Raw genomic sequence first — 2,507 nt, forward strand, 5'->3', positions numbered from 1 at the left:
GCCCCCGCCGGAATTTGCCGAGGGGGTCGACGGCCAACATCCGCCGCCGGATCCGCGTTTCGCCCATCGCCCGCCACGTCCGTGGTTCGGCGGGCCGCTGGTGCCGCTGACCTTCCAGTTCATCTCGCTGATGATTGCTGCGTGGTACGGCGCCAAACTGCTCAGCCGACCGATCCAGCGCCTGAGCGACGCCGCCGAACGTCTGAGCGAAAACCTCGACAGCCCACCGCTGGACGAATCCGGCCCGCGTGAGGCACGGCAAGCGGCGCACACCTTCAACCTGATGCAACAACGCATCCGCGAACAGGTGCAACAACGAGCACGCATGCTGGGCGCCGTCTCCCACGACCTGCGCACCCCGCTGTCGCGACTGAAACTGCGCCTGGAACAGATCGACGACGAAAAGCTGCAAGGTCAGATGCGCCAGGACCTCAACGACATGATCGGCATGCTCGACGCCACCCTCACCTACCTGCACGAACAGCGCACCAGCGAAGCCCTGCAGTTGATGGACGTGCAGGCGCTGGTCGAATCGTTGTGCGAGAACGCTCAGGATCAAGGCGCAGACGTTGAAGTCAGCGGCCATTGCGCGCCGCTGCAGGTGCAACCGATGGCGCTGCGCTCGTGCATCAATAACCTGATGGACAATGCCCTGCGCTACGCCGGGCAGGCGCGCATCGAACTGCAGGATCAACGCGAACAACTGCTGATACGCGTGATCGACCACGGCCCGGGCATAGCCGAAGACCAACGCGAAGCGGTGTTCGAACCGTTCTATCGCCTGGAAGGCTCCCGCAACCGCAACTCCGGCGGCGTCGGCCTGGGCATGACCATTGCCCGTGAAGCGGCGCAGCGTTTGGGTGGGCAGTTGAATCTGCAAGAAACACCCGGCGGCGGCCTGACCGCAATCATCCGCCTGCCGCGCGCCTGAGAAGAACACCTGTCCCCCTGAGGGTTTCTGGTGTCCTCCCCACTGTGTACCACCCGGTACAAAGCCAAAATACCCAGGACAACTTGCTCCTTGAGTCTGTACAAGCCGGTACACCGACCGGCTTTACAGTCCAAGGAGTGAGCCCATGATCGGTAGCGTCAGCAACTACACGAGCTATACCAGCACCAGCAGCACCGCCACCCAGAACGCCCGCAGCCAGCAACTGCAAAAGCAACTGTTCGCCAGACTCGACAGCAATAGCGACGGCGCGGTGGACCAGGACGAACTGAAAAGCGCCCTGTCGCAAAAATCCGACGACGGTTTGCTGGTCAACCTGAGCAAGCAATTTGGCGAGCTGGACAGCGACGCCAGCGGCAGCCTCAGCGCCGAAGAAATGACCGCCATGGCGCCCCCATCGCCGCCTCAGGATCAAGCACCAAACACCGACCTCGCCGACGCCCTGATCAGCGCCCTCGATGCCGATGGTGATGGCGCTATCAGCACGGACGAACTGAAAAACGGCCTCACCAGCGCCGGCAGCAGCGCCGACAGCAATCAGATCTTCTCCGTTCTGGACAAGAACAAGGATGGCACCGTCAGTCAGGACGAACTAACCGCCAGCCTCACCCCGCCACCACCGCTAACGCAGCAACCCCCCAGTGATGAATTGTTCAGCCAACTGGATGCCGATGGTGACGGCAGCATCAGCGCCACCGAACTGAGCAGCGCGCTACAGACCCGCGACAACACCTCAACGACCAGCACCGACACCAGCGCCACACTGCTCAAAGCGCTGGACAGCGACAGCAGCGGCGACGTGAGCAGCGACGAACTGAAAGCAGCATTGCAAGCCGGTCGCGAACATCCGCCTGAAGAAAGGACCGCCAGCACCCAGACCACCAGCGAAGCGCTGAACCGGATGATTGCCAACTTGAGCAAGCAGTATTCACTGGACAATGCTGCGCCGGTGGGCAAGTACCTGAATGTGGCGACTTGAGTTGATGTAGTGATGTGTGATCGTTTCCATGCAGTGGTGTGGGAACGGTCATTTGAGTACAGCGAGAAGAGAGTGGTTGCCTGAGAGAGCCTCATCGCCAGCAGGCTGGCTCCGACCGTGGGGTTGGGTGTGGTCAGTTGGAGATTGGTCGGCTGTCAGGCCGTCTTCGCGAGCAGGCTCGCTCCCACAGTGGGATTGGGTGTGATCAGTTGGAAATTGGTCGGCTGCCAGGCCGTCTTCGCGAGCAGGCTCGCTCCCACAGTGGGAATGGGTGTGTTCAGTTGGAGATTGGTCGGCTGTCAGGCCGCCTTCGCTGGCAAGCCAGCTCCCACAGGTGGATTGGGTGTGTTCAGTTGGAGATTGGTTGGCTGTCAGGCCGCCATCGCTGGCAAGCCAGCTCCCACAGTGGGAATGGGTGCGGTCTGTTGGAGATTGGTCGGCTGTCAGGCTGCCTTCGCGAGCAGGCTCGCTCCCACAGTGGGAATGGGTGTGTTCAGTTGGAGATTGGTCGGCTGTCAGGCCGCCTTCGCTGGCAAGCCAGCTCCCACAGGTGGATTGGGTGTGTTCAGTTGGAGATTG

Annotated in this window: 2 protein-coding genes; both read left to right on the forward strand. The window is 61.7% G+C overall.

What is annotated here, in order from left to right:
- A partial coding sequence (locus L6D63_RS28205; RefSeq protein ID WP_236170498.1) for a sensor histidine kinase occupies positions 1-931 on the forward strand: 931 nt, incomplete at its 5' end.
- A 145-nt stretch (positions 932-1,076) separates the two neighbouring features.
- Entirely contained in the window at positions 1,077-1,928 is an 852-nt protein-coding gene (gene xopAW / locus L6D63_RS28210; protein ID WP_047295727.1) for an EF-hand domain-containing protein, read from the forward strand.
- Positions 1,929-2,507: the final 579 nt, after the last annotated feature.

It is taken from the genome of Pseudomonas parakoreensis (assembly GCF_021602155.1).
GTDB classification, from domain to species: Bacteria; Pseudomonadota; Gammaproteobacteria; order Pseudomonadales; family Pseudomonadaceae; genus Aquipseudomonas; species Aquipseudomonas parakoreensis.

Coding starts and splice junctions, on each gene's coding strand:
- xopAW (WP_047295727.1), top strand. CDS start 1,077: ATGATCGGTAGCGTCAGCAACTACACGAGCTATACCAGCACCAGCAGC.